This window comes from Devosia neptuniae (genome assembly GCF_025452235.1).
In the GTDB taxonomy this organism is placed as follows: Bacteria; Pseudomonadota; Alphaproteobacteria; order Rhizobiales; family Devosiaceae; genus Devosia.
This window is the reverse complement of record NZ_CP104964.1, coordinates 201,877-218,551: the sequence shown is the minus strand read 5'-3', so window position 1 is coordinate 218,551 and position 16,675 is coordinate 201,877. Positions and strand designations below refer to the sequence as shown.

The window sequence follows — 16,675 nt, the reverse complement described above, 5'->3', positions numbered from 1 at the left end:
TTGAAGCATCAAGCGTCAAAAAAACCTCCACACGCCGGGCCTTGATGGAATGAGGCACCCGGCTTTCAGGCAACTATTTAATGCAACCGGTTGCATGTCAAGCGCATATGACTATCCTTATGGCCCCTGACCATGCCATGACGTTCAGGGTAAGCCAGAGACCCTTGCGATGACGCCTCGCCAGAACAGACCCACGATCAATCAGGTCGCTGCCGCAGCCGGAGTTACCAAGTCCAGCGTGTCTCGCGCCTTTACCCGGCCGGAGATGCTAAGCCAGGAAACCGTGCGCAAGATCTTCGCGGCGGCTGAGCAATTGGGCTATGTACCCAATCACACGGCCCGCGCGCTCAGCACGGGCCGACACGGCAACATTGCCCTTATCGTGCCCGATGTCGCCAATCCATTCTTCCCGCCCCTCATCCGGGCCGCGCAATCGGAGGCCGACCGTTCCGACTATTGCGTGTTCCTGGGCAATTCCGATGAAAATCCGCAGCAGGAAGACAAGCTTATCGGCCGCTTCGCCGGTCAGGTGGAGGGCTTCGTGCTGGTTTCCTCGCGCCTGAGCGACGCACAGATCATCGAACATGCAGCGCGCCGGCCTTTGGTGCTCATCAACCGTGACGTGGAAGGCATACCGCGCGTCCTCATCGATAGCGCTACCGGCGTTGCTGAAGCGGTGGCCCACCTTGCCGAGCTGGGGCACCGGAAACTGGTCTATGTGGGCGGCCCGCATGGCTCATGGTCCAACAAGCAGCGACGCGGCGCAGTGCGGCGCTCGGCCAGGGAATTAGGGCTTGAAGTAACGGTTATTTCCAACGAATTCGCCGCTTTTGAATCCGGTCGCAAAATCACCGCCAGCGTCCTTGCCACCGGAGCGACCGCCGCGATCGCCTTCGACGATCTCACCGCCCAAGGCATGCTGGCTGAACTCGCTGACCAGGGAATCGCCGTACCCGCCAATTTCGCAGTAGTCGGTTGCGACGACGTGCTCGGTGCCGCCACCTACCCTTCGTTGACCACCGTGTCCAACCGGTCGGTGGAAGCGGGCAAGGCGGCATTAAACCTGCTCATGGACATCCTTCAGAATCAGGCAATCCGCGACGTGCGCTATGTTCTGAACACAAGTTTGGTGATCCGCAAAACCACGGGCCCGGCAGTGATCCCGCGTTAGCGGCGCCGTCTTCCAACGCCATTGAGGCGAAGGTGGTCCCACGTCGTGGACGCTCCGCTCATGAACGGCTGGCCCGTTCATGGCCGCGTCCAGAAAGATCGTCAAAGGGCAGCTGCAAGTGCGTTTGGCGTCGCTCCTCAGCCTCGCGCCTCAGGCGCTTTGGTTACTCTAAAAACGTCGCGGCGACTGCAAAGCGCCTACTCTTCGCTCCAGATTGGCTCGCGAAATTGCGTAGGCAACCATCCGGTCAGCTGGATCTCGCATCCCTGGTGGCAGACCGGAAGCCGGATTAGCTACGCTCCAGGCGGCATCCTTCAACAGCCAAATCTCCCAACTGCGGTAGGATCGTGCAACTAAGTGGGAGTATGACGATAACACTCGAAGTTGGGCGGGTGCTTAGATGGTCCCAAGGCGGTCATGCAGATCGCCGTCACCGAACAAAGGGAAATACCATGAAGACCGTCATGATCACTGGCTGTTCATCGGGCTATGGCCTCGAAACTGCCCGCCACTTTCACGCCCAGGGCTGGAATGTTATCGCCACTATGCGCACACTGCGCGAAGACATTTTGCCTCGTTCCGATCGGCTCCGCATTGTGGCGCTGGATGTCACCGATCCAAGCAGTATTGCGACGGCACTCGAAACGAGCGGCCCCATTGATGTTCTCGTCAACAATGCCGGCATCGGCGTGGTGGGAGCGTTCGAGGCGACTCCGATGAGCTATATCCGCAAGGTATTTGACACCAATACTTTCGGGGTCATGGCCATGACGCAAGCCATCGTACCGCTGTTCCGCCAGCAGAATTCAGGCGTCGTGATCAATGTAACCTCGAGCGTGACACTGGCGGCGATGCCCCTGGCTGCCGCTTACACGGCCAGCAAGATGGCCATTGAAGGCTTTACCGGCTCGCTTGCACACGAACTGGCGCCGTTCAACGTTCGTGTCAAACTTGTTGAGCCTGGTTACGCGCCGACAACGCGCTTCTCGCAGAATACGGAATTGAGCATCGAGGATTTGATCCCCGCGGCCTACCAGTCCTTCGCCGAGCCAATCTTTGCGGCATTCGCCAAGCCCGTTCTGACTACAAAAGAGACGGACGTTGCCGAAGCTGTGTGGGCGGCGGCCAATGACCTTTCGGGTCAACTTCGCTTCCCTGCGGGTCCGGACGCCGTCGCACTGGCCGCGGCAAGCTAACGCCAGTCCTTGCCGGAAGACACTTGGTTGGGCGGCGCCCATCCGAGTGTCTTGATGCTCAGCGTTTTCGCAAGCATCCGATGTGAAGCCTTGCACAATTCTCCTATGAATAGCAAAATCTGTAGCGCAGCCGTGCTTATGCAGTAAGTTCATTTGATGCAGTTGGAGCCGACCATGAACGAACGCCTGGAGGAATTGCGGGCGCTGATCGACCGTCACGCGGCCCCCGATATGAGCACACTTATTCCGGGAATCATGATCGCGCGACATGATGTATCGGCGCACGAGCGAACCATGTCTGGCACGGTGATGGCCCTTGTTGCGCAGGGCGCCAAGCGCATTGCCCTGGGGGACAGGGTGTATGAGTACGGGCCCGGTCAGTACCTAGTTGCCTCTATCGACCTGCCGGTGACGGGCCAGTTTTTGGACGCCAGTCCTGATCATCCAGCGCTTGGGTTTGGCTTTGCACTTGATCCCATAATGGTTGCCGAGCTGCTACTACAGGCGGGTTCCGAGGGCGTGCGGCACGGTTACGGTCCGCCACCATCCAGTATGCTAGTCAGCGATGCGCCAACGGCCATGATGGATGCAGTGTTGCGCCTATTGCGCCTGCTCGATTGCCCGCGCGACATCCCGGTTCTGGCGCCTCTGATTAAACGAGAAATCCTCTGGCGGTTGATTGTCGGAGAACAGGGCAGCGCGATACGGCAACTGGGTCTTGCTGACAGCCATCTCAGCCATATTTCTCGCGCGGTGCGCTGGATCCGCGAACACTATGCGCGATCCTTCAGAGTGGAGGATGTCGCGGATTTGGTCGGGATGAGTGCCTCGGCCTTTTACCGCAACTTCCAGGCGGTGACCGCGATGAGCCCGATCCAGTTTCAAAAACAGATCCGATTGCAGGAAGCCAGATTGCTGCTTGCAAGCCATCCCAACGACGTGACGGGCGTCGGTTTCAAGGTGGGATACGAAAGCGCTTCACAGTTCAGCCGTGAATATCGCCGTCAGTTTGGTACGGCTCCGAGCCAGGATGCCGCCGCCCGGCACTAGGCCTGACTGCTTGGCCGCTTCATCACCGCGCTGACACGGCATACGAGGAAGGGGCGTCGGACCCCATCAAACTGGATCGATAAGTGCGACCGACGCCGTTCGTCGCCCTGCCTCGAACGCTACTTGATAGATGTGTGTCCATTCCTCTGACAGTTCGGAGGAGACATCGCCGTCGTCTGGACTTTCGTTTTGGTTTCTGGGCGCGTTGTCCCAAAACTTTACGATGATGGGCCCGTTCGAGACGATCCGGTTTGAGTACGCTTGGATGACCGAATGAAGGTTTTCCGTGGACGGCCCCGCATTGTCCGTACCTGATTGTTGGAGATAGGCCAGCCAACCAATCGCCTCCTTGTCCTTGCTGGAGGCATTGACGACACGGAACCGGACCTGACCGCGGCTTTCACCATCGACAAGTTTGCTCCGAATTCCTGTGAGAAAGCCATTCCCGAAACCCAGCAGGGCATATTGTTCCCGCGGCTCACGCGCCACGAGGTCGTCATTCACATCCACACTCATGGCGGTGTAGTCGGTGTAACCAACATAGCCTTCCGGCCGATCGGAAAAGACTTCGAAACGGTCGGTCGCCACCGATGCGAGGTGAATAGGCCAGTTTGAGTGTGGAATTGCCCCAGGCCTGGGCCTGTCAGCGGGGCTGGATGCGGCAAGACGTCCGTACACTCCCATCAGCACCAATGCCACACCTATAGCCGAAAGCCCGGCGACATCGGCGCCGACAATGGTTATACGCCCCAAGCCGAGTCCGCTTGAAAGGGCGATCGCCAGAAAAAATAGCGCACGAGTTCCTGCTCGGATGGCCATGCCTTTAGCTCCAAGACAGCCGGTCGCGTAGCGACCTGCCGCGTGGCTCGAACACTTCAACTTGAGCCCCGAGGATCACAACCCCCTCCCGAAGTGGGCCTGAGCAACCAGCGGGGATCGTGAGCGCGATGGCGATTCCAGCAAGCCTCGCGCAAAGCCGCCCAGAGCCGTATGGTCGAGAGTTGCTGCTTTGCCGTCCTTGACCAGAGCCTCTACCGTTCCCCCAGCCAACGCCGGCAGCGGCTGAGCGCGAAACCAAGCAATGGCCCGCTTGTCACCACCCGCCCTTTTGGTCGCGCGGCTGGTAATCTTCAGCATTTGGCGCAGACGAACTTGCGCTTTTGGCGCGCCCAGCCGTTCTAGTCGATAGAGCGTCTCACGCGTTGACCCTGCGATCTCCGCGAGTTGTGACTCGACATACGAACACCGTGGCAACTTGTTCACCCACAAAGTCCGCCAGCGGCCTAAAGGTCATAGAAAAGATCACAGATCAATTCGGCAATCTTGATGCGCTCTATCTCGGTAATGTGCGTAGCCGTTTCGATGGCGACAGTTTCAAGATCATCTTGATCTACCCCAAGGTGGTCCAGGATTCTGGCAAACCGCAGTTTCAGTTCAGGATCGCCGTCGAACTGATCAATGGTAATCTGAACGATGCTTGCTGTCGCTGAAATCAGCCTGCTCTCTAGAGAATCGGCCGAAGCGGCGAGCGAGCGTATGGCAATGAAGAGGTATTCACGCGCGTTTGCGTATTTTTCGTCCATTCGGCACCTATGCTGTGGGGGTCTACGCCTTGGACGCTAGGCGCGTGTCGTGACTTAGTGGGCCAGGGCAAGCAGAGTCAAGCTGAAGCTCCATGGCAGCCATGGGTCCACCGCTATTCGTCTCCTTTGTAGGCGCGGCGCGATGCGCCGGTGGCTTTGAGGCTTCTCTCGACGCCCCCGCCACGTCCCGCAAAACCAATTGCGTACCGACATCCTGCTTCCACGCCAGGCGGTGCCATAATCAGCACGAGCCCTGCCTCAGTTCGATTACCGAGGCACTCTCGCGCCACGCCCAGCCAATACGCCTGCTCGAAATCCGCGGACCGATATTCGTCACTGCGACAGGAATATCTGAGGTGGGTTTGCTCGCCGAAACGCTCAAGTCGGGCGAGCGGCCTATCTCACCACAGATTCTCTGCAGCTCCGCTGCGGTAAACTCCCGCAATCTATTGCCGCACCAGATTTTCAATCTCACTCAGCAAGAGAAAAATGGCTCACTGAGGCCGTAAAACTGAGCATTTAGGTCGGTGCAGGGGCGGTGATCCTGGTTTCGCCGATATCGCCTGCTATCGATGGCGCCACAGCACCTCCCGGTCCATGACACCACGGACCTGCACAGCGCGGCGCTGGTCGCGGCCGCGCTGGCCTGGCGTGTCTAGGCAGCCCGGCGCAGACCGTCCACCGTGTTCAGCTTGAATACGGCAACGATCCGGTCGAGATCTCTGGCTTGCGCCTCAGTTTGCTCGATAGCCGCATTAGTTTGCTCGACCAGCGCGGCATTGTGCTGGGTCATTTCATCCATCTGGCGCACCGCCACATTGACTTCTTCGATCGCCGAGGCCTGTTCGCGACTGGACCTGGCGATTGCGTCAAGCGCCTGGTGGTTCTCGATCATGGCTTTGAGCATGTCGGCCAACTTGTCGGCGGCTTGGGAAACCAGCTTGGAGCCACCGGCCACCTCGCCGACGCTCTGCTCGATCAGGCTCTTGATATCGGCTGATGCGTTGGCGGCTGATTGGGCCAGCCGGCGCACTTCCACGGCCACCACCGCAAAGCCCTTGCCGGCGTCACCGGCCCGCGCCGCTTCGACAGAAGCATTGAGGGCCAGCAGATTGGTCTGGAAAGCAATGTCGTCGATCAGTCCGATAATGTTGGAAATCTTGCTGGACGACTCCGTGATGCGCTCCATGGCGGTCCTTGCCGCATTCATCACCGCGCCGCCCTCCTCGCCCGAGCGCGAAACGCCTGCTGCCATGTGACTGGCGATTTCCGCCCTGCCGGCGCTGTCGATTACGGTGGATGCAAGCTGCTCCATCGCCGCGGAAGTCTCCTCGATGGTCGCCGCCTGCCGCGTCGTCCGTTCGCTGAGATCATTGGCGCCAGCAAGTATCTCGCCGGTCGCTGTCTTGAGGGCCGCCGAGGTGCTGCGGAGCTGGATGACGATCTCGCTCAATCGTTCGGCAACCGCATTGGTATCGTCCTTGAGCCGCCCAAAGGCGCCCCGATAGTCGCCGGTTACGCGCTGGTCGAGTTCGGCATGCGCCAGGGCCCCCAAGACACTACTAGTCTCGGTCAGGCCATTGTCGACGACGCTCACTAGGTCATTGACTGCTCCGGCGACCTCACGCAGTTCATCATCATCGAAGCCGGTTTCAACGCGGCGGGAGAAATCCCCCGTCGCGGCCGCGCCGACGACATTGGCGAGGCTACGATTGAGTTGAGCTGACTGTTCGGCGCGGCGTGCTGTCAACCGCGCCGATGCATCGGCATTGGCGGCCAGCTCGGCACGGCTCCTGAGCGCATCGCGGAAGACACTCAGCGTCGAAGCCATAGCCGCCATTTCGCTGACGGGTTGGCGCTCCGGCACCGATACTTCGAGCTGACCATCGGCCAGCCCCTGCATGCTTGTGGTCATGACCGTCATTGGCATGACGATGAAGCGGCGGCTGAGCAACAGCATGGCGGTCGCCAGTGCGATGATGACCGCCAGACCACCAAGGCTGGCCACACGCGACAGCATAGTTGCCGCCTCCGACTGCGCATTGTTGCGCACATTGCCGGCCTCGATCGTGTCGGAAACGCCTGCCATGGCCTCTTCGAGCACCGAGAAGCTGGCCTCAAAATCGGGCAATGCCGCCTTTGCCGCGTCCGCTTCACCAGACGCGGCTTGGGCGACAATGGCGTTCGCAGTGCCGATATAGGCCTCGAGCGGTGCCGCGACGGTGTCCAGCGACGCCCTGATGTCGGCAGGCAATTGCAGGGCGTCCTGCGCCGCGATGGCATCTGTAAAGCTGGCACCGTATTCGGCGATTTCGGCTGTCGCCGCGGCGCTCATGGCGCTGTCGCCGACATTGGCCGCATAGAGCGAGCGATAGACCACGCCACGCATGGTGTCGTGCATCATGTCGGCAAACATCTGCTGGCGCATTGAGGTCATCAGCGTGCTAGACTCGTCTCGCGCCGCCTCAAAAGCCCGCCCCACAAAAAAGCTCGATCCGATAAGGACCGAGCCCGTAAGCAGAACCGTAGCGCAAACCCCGGCAACAATGGTTCCAAATCGCATGTCGAATACTCTATTTCAACTTAGAACATCCAAGCACAACAGGCTTAATAAACTCGCAACCCCATAATAAGTCTAGGCAACGCCGCGACATCATCGATGGTACAGGCGCGGCCAGAGTAAAGATCGCAACAACACGATCGGGTTCTCTGGCCCGGCCCTGGATTTGTTCAATGGCCGCATTGGTCTCTTCGCAGGGGCTATGCCGCGGCGCTGCGGGGGTCCTTGTGGCTGACAGCGGTCCTTTTCCGCCCTGGCGTCACTGCGCCCCCGCGTAGGCCTACGCGGCCCGGCCATTGATCATCTCCCTGCCCCGCAGTGCCCCGATCCCGCAGCGCGACACCTCCCGTCCCAGGATTTCCGACGCCCCTGCCCGCGCGACCGCTGATGCATGGTGGAAATGTGGCCTGTCCGCTTTTCGATGGTAGTTCGTGAAAGCGGACATTAAACGCTCCGCAGTACCTGTCTTGATGAACGGTGGCAGAGCCGAAATTCGGATCGGATCGAACGTCCATCCCACCTTCGGCTCTGCCAAATTCCAGCTTATGGTAGGACCAAAATCGTCTTGCCCAGATCTCCGCGCTCTACGGCTTCATGTGCCTCCACGATGGAGGCAAGCGGCAACGTTCGGCCAATCAGATGCGTCAGCTGCTTTGCCTCAAGCGCCGAATTGATGGCCTCGGCCGCTTCCAGATGGGCCTGCTTGGGCATCACGTAAACCAGCACAAAGCGTATGGTGACGTCGAGCATCACCAGGGGCCAGAACGGAAGCTTTGGCTCGGGCACCGCATCGCTGGCATAGCTGGCGACGACACCATTCGGCGAGATCGTTTTGACGATCAGCTCAAGATTGGCGCCGAACGCGACTTCAACAAAGCGGTCCACGCCACGGCCATTGGCGTCGCCTGTGAAGCCGGCTATTGCCGTTGCCAAGTCGTCGACATGACGATTGAGGACAAGGTCCGCGCCCGCCCCCGATGCTGATGCCGCGGCTTCCGCATTACCAACCGTGGCAATGACCCTGGCGCCGCCCAGCTTGGCGAACTGGATTGCGTACCGACCGACGGCCCCGGCGCCGCCCGAAACCAGAACAACCTTGCCATCGACTGGACCGTCGGCAAACACGCAGCGCCAGGCGGTCATAGCCGGAATACCCAAACAGGCACCTTCCTCAAAGCTCACGCCATCCGGCAGGCGCACTGCCTTGTATGCCGGTAAGGTCGTGAATTCGGCGGCCGAGCCGTTCCAGCGGCCCAGCGTGGATTCGTAGAACCAGACGCGTTCGCCGATACGGCTCTCGAGTTCGGGAGAGCCGACGCCGACAATTTCTCCAGCGCCATCCTGATTGGGAACGATCTGCGGAAAGGCCATGCCGCGACCACCGCGACTCTTGGTATCGGACGGGTTGACGCCCGAGGCACGAACGCGAACCAGAACTTCGCCGGGACCAGGGGTCGGATCCAGCAAGTCGCCGATTTCAAGAACCTCGCGAGCGGGGCCATTTTTTGAGTACCAGGCAGCTTTCATGGAACGATCCTCTTGTTTCGCATCGAAGTTAGGGATTTGATACGTCCACGAACAGTACGTACAAAGAGAACATGTACTATCATGAATGATAGCATCCCAATCCAAACCCGCCCACGTCGACGTGCCGAACGCACCGGATGCGCCGTGGAGGTGACGCTCTCGGTCATTGGAGGGTTGTGGAAGCCGGTGATCTTGTTTCACCTGCTCAATGGCAAATTGCGCTTCAATGCCCTGTGTCGCATGGTCCCCAACGCAACTGCGCGCATGGTGACGCTCCAGTTGCGAGAGCTGGAGCGGGATGGGGTCATCAATCGCATTGTCTATCCGGAAGTGCCGCCGCGAGTGGAATATGAGCTGACCGATCTGGGCCGTTCGCTTGAGCCGGTTCTCCTCAGCATGCGCAACTGGGGTGCTGGCTTTGCCGGCATTGAGCAAACCGATCCGAATTGTCAGTAAATTTGGAAACCTGGCTCGACGCAGCACGACTTTGGCACGTGCGCTAAGGGCTCGAATGACCGACATGGGTTCGACAGACGGGCTCGCACTTATGGGATGGGAAACGACGGTCTGCTCTTGAGCAGCCACGGCTCAGAAGCAGACCGTAACGGCGGCCGCTTGGTTGCTGCCGGCCTATGCAGTTCTGCCAAGATGACCTGTGTTAGGGGCATCGCTATGGACACCGAGCTCACGCAAATGGCCGGCGTGTGATCACAATTGCGGCGCTAACCGCAAGCAGCGCCAGACCAAGCAGGAACGCTATCCGTATGTCGGTGGCTCCAACCACCCAACCGATGACGGGCGGCGACAGCACCGAAACGAGGAATGCCAGTTGCGATAGCGATGCGACACTGGCGGCGGGCGCACGCTCTGCCAGCCGTGCAGCGGCAGAGAGTGCCAAAGGCAGCATCGAACTGGTGCCGAAACCCAATAGAACGAAGCCGAGAATAGTAATCGGCACACTTGCGGAAACTGCAATCACGCCGACGCCAATCGCTGCTGTGCCAAGAAAAGCCAGTGCCATAGGAGTCTGGGCAACCCGAGCGGCGAGAGTTGGATGAATTAACCGCCCGCTGGTTTGTCCCAGCGCCCACGCCGCAAGCGCAAGGCCAGAGAGAATGGCGCCAGCACCCAAAGCATCTCGCATCAAAATGCCGGACCAATCCGAAGCCGCGCTGTCAAGATAAAGCACCACCCCGCCAGCCAGGAACAGGCCAAAGATCGCGCGCGTTGGCAGGACTAAGATCGGTGCCGACGCGGTTTCCTCGTCGTCGCGCTCCGGCGATGCCGAAAACTCCTTTAGTCCCAACCAGAGGAGGAGGAGCGAAACTGGCAGTACGACCACAAAGTGCAGGACCGGTTCGACACCCCACCCTCGAAATGCCGCGGCCATGGCGCCGCCAACAAGTGTGGCAAGGCTCCAGAACCCGTGTCCGCGCACTAGTATCGGTCGACCCAGAGCCGCCTCCATCCGGTTGGCTTCGACATTGCCAGGTATGCCGAGAGCGCCTTGTGCGGCCCCTGCAGCCATGAGCGAAAAGAACAGAACAGGGGCGGACGGAGCCAGTGCGGCCGTGACCAGCGAAAATGCCATCACCGGCGCACCGATGGCAAAGGTGCGACGGAAACCGAAACGGTGCACCGCTCTGGCAAGGAGCGAGAAGCCGAGCATAATGCCGAATGGCAGACCGGCAAGACTCTGGCCTAGTGACACACTGTCGAGAGCCAGCCGTTCCTGTACGTCTGCGATGCGGGGATACCAGTTGCCCAGAGTTAGGCTGGCAGCGAAGAACACCGTATATAAGCGGGCGGCGGGGGAAGCGAAAATCATGGCCCTTCAACTGCAGAGGCAGCAGGAGGGTTCCCGTCGTCAAGCCCTCGGATCGGCCGGTCATGGAACAGGCGTCTGCCGCATCTGTTCGAGGAGCCAGCCACAGAAGTCGCGAGGTGCCGGGCGCTGGTCACCTTCCTGGATCAGGGCAAAATACCAGTCAGGCCCTTTCAGTACTGTGGGCAAGGGCGCAACGAGCAGTCCATCGTCCAGTAGCGGCCGGAAGAGCGTCGGCGACAGCAATCCTACGCCCTCGCCGGCCACCGCGGCATTGGCGATGAGCTCAAAGAGCGAGTAGTCCACGGCGGCGAAGCGCAGGCCGCTGGGCATGGGCCGCTCGGTTCTTGCGAACCACTTGCCCCAATCGGGGTGGGGCAAGAGGTCAAATTTCGTGAGGTCCTCCGGCGCCGCCAGTGTCTGTGAGACAAGCAGCCTGGGTGCGACCATTGGTGTGACGTCGAGCGGCATGAGGGGATATTCGTCAAGTTGGTCCCATCCTCCCCGTCCCGTCCGGATGGCAACATCGAAGGCATTGGGATCACGCAGGTCTGACGAAATGTCGAGTTCGATGGCAGCACCCCCGGGCGCGCGATAGCCCGATAATCGAGGCGCCAGCCAACGGGATGCAAATGTCGCTGGCACCGTTACACGCAAGGGGGCAACCGCAGCGTGAAATTCGTTCAGAGCATCGTTGACGCCATCCAGTGCACGCCGAACCTGGCTTGCCAGAGTCATGGCGGCTGGCGTGGGCACGACCCGCCGGCTGACCCGCGTGAACAAGTCTTGGCCAAGTTCTGCTTCAAGCGTGCGAATGCGCAGGCTGACAGCGGCGGGCGTCAGCGCCAAACGGTCCGCTGCGGCGGCAAAGCTGCCGACGCGGACGCACATCTCGAAAATCCGAAGCGATTCAACTGAAGGCCGAATGATTAGATTCCCTTGTCATATGGGCAAGGAATGCGCGTTTTGTGACGAAAGCGCTCTGGTGCACACTCGTCCTCATCAGCAGGATAGGAGTTAAGCCGTGTCCCCGCAATCGAGCAGTGCAGCCTTGGTCGCCGGCCTCATTGACGTGTTCGCCGACACCGCATTAAGCGGCAATCCTCTGGCCGTCGTGGAAGGTGCCGATAACCTGTCCGACGCGCAGATGCGCCGGATCGCCGGTGAGTTCAATCAGGCCGAAACCACCTTCGTCATGCAGAGCGATCGGGGCGACCTCAAGCTCCGCTCCTTCACGGCCGCCGGGGTCGAAGTGGGCGGGGCCGGTCACAACGCGCTCGGTGCGTGGCTGTGGTTGGCTGAGGACGGCAAGCTGGGGCCGATCGAGGCCCCGCGAACCTTCCAGCAGGAGATTGGCGGCGAAGTGCTGCCCATCGAGCTTCGCCGGGTAGACGGGCGGATTGTTGGGCGCATGAAGCAGTCCACATTGAAGCTGGGACCGGCGCTGACCGACCTGGCACCGCTTACTGCGGCCCTGGGCCTGTCCTGCGAGGATGTGCTATCCGAGCCTGCTGCGCGCGTCGCCGATACCGGCGTGGCGCATCTGCTGGTCCGCCTTGCCGACATATCAGCCGTCGATCGGGCGGAACCATCCGCCAGGGGATTGCTGAAGGTACTCGCCGCCGCCTCGGCGGAGGGTTGCTATGTCTACGCCCTCGATGGCGCCGCACCGAGCCGCGCCTATGCAAGATTCTTCAACCCCTCGGTGGGCTTGTGGGAAGACGCCGCCACCGGCACTGCCGCCGGGCCGCTTGCTGCCTATCTGGCAAGTGAGAGCATGATCTCGGGCGCGATCGAGATCGAGCAGGGCACTAAGATGGGACGGCGGAGCATTCTGCGCGTCAGCCTTGCTTCCGAGCCTGAAGTTTCGGGTGCCGGCATCATCGTGATGCGCGGCAGGCTATCCATCTGAGCCAATCAACCAGCTGACCAATCGACCAGGCGTCGCGACAGTGGTTGTGCGTCAACGCCAGACCGCGCGCCCTCGCACCGCATGCACGCGCATCGCCAAGTGAAAGGAACGACATGACCCTGACCCGCCGTCAATTCAACAAAGCTCTCGCCGCCTCAGCTTTGCTCAGCGGCTTCACAAAAACGCCTTTCGCACAGGAGACCGCTGCCATGACCGCGCCAACACCGTTCGAAATCGCCATCCCCGAGGCCCAGCTCACCGACCTGAAATACCGCCTCCACCATACCCGCTGGCCCGACGAGCCGGCCGATGCAGGTTGGTCCATGGGCACCAATCTCGACTACATGAAGCGGCTGACCGACTATTGGCTCAACGACTATGATTGGCGCCAGGCGGAGGCGAGCTTGAACGCCTTTGCCAACTTCAAGGTCCACATCGACACGGTCGATCTGCATTTCATCCATCAGCCCTCCAAGAACCCCGATGCGGTTCCGCTCCTGCTGCTGCATGGCTGGCCGGACTCGTTCTATCGCTACCACCGCGTAATCGAACAGTTGTCCGAGACCTTCCATGTCGTCGTCCCGTCGATCCCCGGCACAGGCTTTTCCAGCAAGACCGCCCTGCCAATGGACGAGGTTGCCGATCTCTTCACCCGCCTGATGACCGAGAGGCTCGGGTATAGAAAGTTCATCGCCGCGGGTGGCGATGGCGGCTCCATCATCTCGATGTCGCTGGCTCAGCGCCATCCCAACGTGCTGCTCGGCTATCACGTGACCGACGTAGGCTATCCCGACCATACCACGGATTTCACCGTCCTGACCCAGCCGGAACAGGCCTATGCTGGCGCCATCCAGCAATGGTTCTTCGCCCACGGCGCCTTCAACCTGGTGCATGCCACCAAGCCGCAAAGCATCGCCTTCGCCATGAATGACTCTCCGGTCGGGCTCGCAGCCTGGATCATGAGCTTCATGGCCGGAATGGGTCATGGAGACAAAGCCGATGCGCGCTTCGGCCGTGATGCGCTTCTCACCAACGTTATGATCTACTGGCTGACCCAGACGGCTGCCTCGTCCTTCCGGATTTATAACCAGAACATGGTGCACCCGCCGACCATCATGGGCACGAATACCGGCATTCCAGTTGCGGTGGCCACCGAACTGCCCATTCCCGGTGGCGTGCGCCTGCCGCGCGAATGGGCGGATCGCCAGACCTCGGGGAACGTCGTCCAGTTCCACGATATGCAGAACGCCGGGCACTTCGCGGCCTGGGAGGACCCGTCATTCTTCGTCGGCGACCTTGTCGAGTTCGCGGCGCTGCTTAAGGGCTGATCGCAGTTGCAGGCCTGCGCCACGGGGCGCCGGGGTGGGACTTCCTGCCAGGCGCTCATGCTGCATCCAGGGGACCGGCAACCGAGAATACCAATTTGCCGCCGACCGGTGTGCCGATGAACTCCGGTCAGTTCGCAGCGTTGAATAACTTTCCGCCGGACCGAGAGCCCCCATGAACGGCAGCTATGGGGAATCTACTAGTTGATCGCGAATGACCGAAACGAGGTCGAAAGCGGAACGGCTGCTTTCCGCACGGCCCTCCCAAAGACGCCCGATAGGAAGAGCGCGTTTAGCAGCGACAGCAGTCAAGCGACAAACTTCCGGCACTTTAGGGGAGGTAGAACGGCCGCAATAGCCATCGGCCATCGAAGTAGCTGATCTCGCCCGTTGGCCGGCTCTGCGATATATGATAGCACATCAACCAACCATTTAGATCACTATCCGATATCAGTTTTTAAAATCAGAGGTGACTTTTGATATCGCTTCCTGTATCAAACATCTGCGCAGATACAGGATAATGCATCATGGGGTACAAGAGTGAGCATCTAGTGAGCCAAGTCCGGGAAGTGCGGGAAGCATCCGGACTAAGCCAGCGCGCGCTCAGCGAGCGGACCGGCCAGACACAGAGCCACATTTCTCAGATCGAAAGCGGTAAGATGGAGCCGGGGCTGTCGAGCTTCATCGATATGGCCCGCGCGCTCGACCTCGAACTTGTTCTCGTGCCGAAGAAGCTGGTGCCAGGCGTGGCAGCCCTTATGCGGTCGCAGGCTACACCCGACATGCATGTTCATGCTGGTCAGCCTAACGACAAGCGCTTCGCGCGCGCCGAGCGTCTCGTGAAGAAGCTCAAGCAAGTCTATGGCAGCTCAGCCGACCTCGACCGCATCGAGGAGTACCTGCGTTTCCTCCGCCGCGTGAACCTAAGCGATCAGGAGATGCAACTGGTGCGCGGCGAGATGGATCGCCTCGAACGCTACCAGGCGAGCCCGCAGGCTGATCCGGTCGTTCATGATATCGCGCAGACCCTGCAACGGCTACGCAACTCTGTCGCCCATGGCGTACCCAGCGAGCCGCGCCCTGCCTATGCGCTTGATGACGGTAACGAAAATGCCTGACGTCTCGGTTCTCAATGTCCGGCTGAACGGGCGGGCCATTGCCACCCTCACCCACCTGCAGGGCGACCGCACCATCTTCGCGTTCAACGAGGACTATGTTGAGGACGCCAATCGCCCGACTTTGAGCCTGTCGTACAAGGACAATCTTGGCGGCCTGATCACTAACTCACGGCCTACGCAACGCGTGGTGCCTCCGTTCTTTTCCAACCTGCTGCCCGAAGGCCATTTGCGCCGCTATCTAGCCGAGCGCGCCGGAGTGAATCCACAGCGCGAGTTTTTCCTGCTCTGGATGCTGGGCCAGGACCTGCCCGGCGCTTTGTCTATCCACCCGGTCGAGGGCCACCCATTGCCACCGGGCGTCACCGAGGAACTGCCCGCCGACGCGCGGCCCAGCGCCTATCGCTTCTCTCTGGCAGGTGTTCAGCTCAAATTCTCGGCGCTGGAAAATGACCACAAGGGCGGGGGCCTTACCATCCCGGCCGAGGGCGTCGGTGGCTCCTGGATTGTGAAATTGCCTTCACAACAATTCGCGGGCGTACCCGAGAATGAATTCTCGATGATGCGGCTGGCCTCCATGATTGGCATGGACGTGCCTGCCATCGAACTCATCGACATAGATGCTATCTCCGGGATGCCGGAAGGCATTGGAGAGCTGAAAGGCCAGGCGTTCGCCGTCAGTCGCTTCGACCGCACGGCGGATGGCCCGGTGCACATGGAGGACTTTGCCCAGGTGTTCGGTGTCTTCCCTGAAGACAAATACAAGCGGGCGAGCTACGCGAATATCGGCCGCGTTATCGGTATGGAAACCGGCGACGCCGGCACCGCCGAGTACATTCGCAGATTGATTTTCAGTGCACTGATCGGCAACGGCGACATGCACCTCAAGAACTGGTCGCTCATCTATCCCGACGGACGCACCGCGGCTTTGTCGCCGGCCTATGACCTCGTCTCCACTATTCCCTACATCGCAGGCGAGGACACCTCTGCCCTCAACTATTCGCGCACCAAGAAGATGACCGAGCTCACTGCCGACGAACTCCGCTACATGGCGGCCAAAGCGCTCCTGCCGGAGAAGCTCGTCATCGACACTGCGACCGAGACAGTGCAACGATTCCGTGAGGCGTGGGAGGTCGAGAAGAAAAACCTGCCTCTGGCAGAGAAGGTCTCGACAATGATCGACGCGCACGCGCCGATGGTGCCGCTATATCACGAATTGTCATAGCTTCCATTGCGCCAGGACGTGCCCGGGGCAACACTGGCGCCCTTTCCAGATCAGATATTGTGCGCTGGTGGTGCGCATCTCTTGGGTTTTGCAATCCGACTCCGAAGGGCAGCAACGGGGTGGGATGCGGTCCGTCCGGTTTTGGGTAAAGATCAAACAAAGCAGACCTTAGCCATTGGTGATTTA

The 16,675-nt window shown here is 60.3% G+C and carries 14 protein-coding genes and 1 pseudogene; 8 read left to right on the top strand and 7 right to left on the bottom strand.

The window, feature by feature from the left end:
* The first annotated feature begins 169 nt into the window (after positions 1-169).
* From N8A98_RS01060 to N8A98_RS01050, 3 genes are all read left to right on the top strand, one after another.
* Positions 170-1,171 carry a LacI family DNA-binding transcriptional regulator gene (locus N8A98_RS01060; protein ID WP_262165789.1) on the top strand — a complete coding sequence of 334 codons (1,002 nt, stop codon included), beginning with the start codon at positions 170-172 and terminating at the stop codon, positions 1,169-1,171.
* A gap of 452 nt (positions 1,172-1,623) precedes the next feature.
* Positions 1,624-2,367: an SDR family oxidoreductase gene (locus N8A98_RS01055; RefSeq protein WP_262165915.1), complete on the top strand. Its 744-nt coding sequence runs from the start codon at positions 1,624-1,626 to the stop codon at positions 2,365-2,367.
* 174 nt (positions 2,368-2,541) lie between these two features.
* Positions 2,542-3,417: an AraC family transcriptional regulator gene (locus N8A98_RS01050; RefSeq protein WP_262165788.1), complete on the top strand. Its 876-nt coding sequence runs from the start codon at positions 2,542-2,544 to the stop codon at positions 3,415-3,417.
* Between the two features lie 66 nt (positions 3,418-3,483).
* On the opposite strand, the gene N8A98_RS01045 is transcribed toward N8A98_RS01050, so the two are convergent.
* The 5 genes and pseudogenes from N8A98_RS01045 to N8A98_RS23335 all read right to left on the bottom strand — a co-directional run bounded on the left by N8A98_RS01045 (position 3,484) and on the right by N8A98_RS23335 (position 9,087).
* Positions 3,484-4,236, bottom strand: a complete 753-nt coding sequence (locus tag N8A98_RS01045; RefSeq protein WP_262165786.1) for a hypothetical protein — start codon at positions 4,234-4,236, stop codon at positions 3,484-3,486.
* Positions 4,237-4,386: 150 nt separating this feature from the next.
* Positions 4,387-4,650, bottom strand: a pseudogene (locus N8A98_RS01040) (XRE family transcriptional regulator); the annotation flags it as partial.
* Between the two features lie 50 nt (positions 4,651-4,700).
* On the bottom strand, positions 4,701-5,000 hold the full coding sequence (locus N8A98_RS01035; protein WP_113121591.1) for a hypothetical protein: 300 nt from the start codon (positions 4,998-5,000) through the stop codon (positions 4,701-4,703).
* Positions 5,001-5,655: 655 nt separating this feature from the next.
* Complete coding sequence (locus N8A98_RS01030; protein WP_262165782.1) at positions 5,656-7,428, bottom strand: methyl-accepting chemotaxis protein; 1,773 nt, start codon at positions 7,426-7,428, stop codon at positions 5,656-5,658.
* 675 nt (positions 7,429-8,103) lie between these two features.
* Complete coding sequence (locus N8A98_RS23335; RefSeq protein ID WP_390888758.1) at positions 8,104-9,087, bottom strand: NADPH:quinone reductase; 984 nt, start codon at positions 9,085-9,087, stop codon at positions 8,104-8,106.
* A gap of 81 nt (positions 9,088-9,168) precedes the next feature.
* Here N8A98_RS23335 and N8A98_RS01020 point away from each other — a divergent pair, with 81 nt between their 5' ends.
* A complete protein-coding gene (locus N8A98_RS01020) occupies positions 9,169-9,543 on the top strand; it encodes a winged helix-turn-helix transcriptional regulator (protein ID WP_262165912.1) in 375 nt (124 codons plus the stop codon).
* A gap of 229 nt (positions 9,544-9,772) precedes the next feature.
* On the opposite strand, the gene N8A98_RS01015 is transcribed toward N8A98_RS01020, so the two are convergent.
* Positions 9,773-10,915 carry an MFS transporter gene (locus tag N8A98_RS01015; protein WP_262165780.1) on the bottom strand — a complete coding sequence of 381 codons (1,143 nt, stop codon included), beginning with the start codon at positions 10,913-10,915 and terminating at the stop codon, positions 9,773-9,775.
* A 60-nt stretch (positions 10,916-10,975) separates the two neighbouring features.
* Positions 10,976-11,839 (bottom strand): LysR family transcriptional regulator, encoded by an 864-nt coding sequence (locus tag N8A98_RS01010; RefSeq protein ID WP_262165910.1) that lies wholly within the window; start codon positions 11,837-11,839, stop codon positions 10,976-10,978.
* Positions 11,840-11,936: 97 nt separating this feature from the next.
* Here N8A98_RS01010 and N8A98_RS01005 point away from each other — a divergent pair, with 97 nt between their 5' ends.
* From N8A98_RS01005 to N8A98_RS00990, 4 genes are all read left to right on the top strand, one after another.
* Positions 11,937-12,824: a PhzF family protein gene (locus tag N8A98_RS01005; RefSeq protein ID WP_262165778.1), complete on the top strand. Its 888-nt coding sequence runs from the start codon at positions 11,937-11,939 to the stop codon at positions 12,822-12,824.
* A gap of 209 nt (positions 12,825-13,033) precedes the next feature.
* Positions 13,034-14,152 carry an epoxide hydrolase family protein gene (locus N8A98_RS01000; RefSeq protein WP_262165776.1) on the top strand — a complete coding sequence of 373 codons (1,119 nt, stop codon included), beginning with the start codon at positions 13,034-13,036 and terminating at the stop codon, positions 14,150-14,152.
* A gap of 524 nt (positions 14,153-14,676) precedes the next feature.
* Positions 14,677-15,267 (top strand): type II toxin-antitoxin system RelB family anti-toxin, encoded by a 591-nt coding sequence (locus tag N8A98_RS00995; protein WP_262165774.1) that lies wholly within the window; start codon positions 14,677-14,679, stop codon positions 15,265-15,267.
* Entirely contained in the window at positions 15,260-16,489 is a 1,230-nt protein-coding gene (locus N8A98_RS00990; RefSeq protein ID WP_262165771.1) for a type II toxin-antitoxin system HipA family toxin, read from the top strand. The genes N8A98_RS00995 and N8A98_RS00990 overlap by 8 nt, the downstream gene beginning before the upstream one ends.
* Positions 16,490-16,675: the final 186 nt, after the last annotated feature.

Coding starts and splice junctions, on each gene's coding strand:
- N8A98_RS01060 (WP_262165789.1), top strand. CDS start 170: ATGACGCCTCGCCAGAACAGACCCACGATCAATCAGGTCGCTGCCGCA.
- N8A98_RS01055 (WP_262165915.1), top strand. CDS start 1,624: ATGAAGACCGTCATGATCACTGGCTGTTCATCGGGCTATGGCCTCGAA.
- N8A98_RS01050 (WP_262165788.1), top strand. CDS start 2,542: ATGAACGAACGCCTGGAGGAATTGCGGGCGCTGATCGACCGTCACGCG.
- N8A98_RS01045 (WP_262165786.1), bottom strand. CDS start 4,236: ATGGCCATCCGAGCAGGAACTCGTGCGCTATTTTTTCTGGCGATCGCC.
- N8A98_RS01035 (WP_113121591.1), bottom strand. CDS start 5,000: ATGGACGAAAAATACGCAAACGCGCGTGAATACCTCTTCATTGCCATA.
- N8A98_RS01030 (WP_262165782.1), bottom strand. CDS start 7,428: ATGCGCCAGCAGATGTTTGCCGACATGATGCACGACACCATGCGTGGC.
- N8A98_RS23335 (WP_390888758.1), bottom strand. CDS start 9,087: ATGAAAGCTGCCTGGTACTCAAAAAATGGCCCCGCTCGCGAGGTTCTT.
- N8A98_RS01020 (WP_262165912.1), top strand. CDS start 9,169: ATGAATGATAGCATCCCAATCCAAACCCGCCCACGTCGACGTGCCGAA.
- N8A98_RS01015 (WP_262165780.1), bottom strand. CDS start 10,915: ATGATTTTCGCTTCCCCCGCCGCCCGCTTATATACGGTGTTCTTCGCT.
- N8A98_RS01000 (WP_262165776.1), top strand. CDS start 13,034: ATGACCGCGCCAACACCGTTCGAAATCGCCATCCCCGAGGCCCAGCTC.
- N8A98_RS00995 (WP_262165774.1), top strand. CDS start 14,677: ATGGGGTACAAGAGTGAGCATCTAGTGAGCCAAGTCCGGGAAGTGCGG.
- N8A98_RS00990 (WP_262165771.1), top strand. CDS start 15,260: ATGCCTGACGTCTCGGTTCTCAATGTCCGGCTGAACGGGCGGGCCATT.